The organism is Kitasatospora nipponensis (assembly GCF_039528135.1).
GTDB classification, from domain to species: domain Bacteria; phylum Actinomycetota; class Actinomycetes; order Streptomycetales; family Streptomycetaceae; genus Kitasatospora; species Kitasatospora nipponensis.
Genome location: NZ_BAAALF010000626.1, coordinates 1 through 588, shown reverse-complemented (window position 1 = coordinate 588; position 588 = coordinate 1). Strand labels below are relative to the sequence as shown.

Below are 588 nucleotides of genomic sequence, written 5' to 3'. Positions count from 1 at the left end.
GCGGTGGAGGGAGACGGCAGCGGGGGACGCCGAGCGTGCCAAGCAGCAGCCTCGGGCGGCGGAGGCGGACCAGGCGCTCGCGAAGGCGAAGACCACCGGGCAGAACGTCGTCATCGACTCACTGACAAGTGAGTTCACCGAGACAGCGGCCACCCCGGGCGGGCATCTGGCGTTCACCTCGCATCCCGACCAGCAGCGCGTGAGGCGCGGGAGTGCCTGGGTGGCGCTCGATGCGACGCTCGCCGCGAACACGGACGGTACGTACTCGCCGAAGTCCTCCGCCTCGGGTCTGAGGATGTCCAAGGGCGGCGACGGACCGCTGGCGACGATGGCCAGCGCGGACGGCAAGAAGCTATCCCTGACGGCCCCGTTCCCACTGCCCGCCCCGACGGTGGACACCGACGGCGACGGCCTGGTGTACGCGAACGTCCTGCCGGACGTCGACCTGAAGGTCACCGCCACGAAGCTCGGCGGTCTGACCACTGTGTTCGTGGTCAAGACCCAGGCCGCGGCGTCCAGTCCTCAGCTGAAGACCCTCCGATTTGGGACCGCGCTGGACGGCGTCACGGTCAGCGCCGACCAGGCGGG

At 70.2% G+C, this 588-nt stretch carries 1 pseudogene; it reads left to right on the top strand.

The window, feature by feature from the left end:
- Positions 1-588 (top strand): annotated as a pseudogene (locus ABD323_RS42350) (ricin-type beta-trefoil lectin domain protein); the annotation flags it as partial.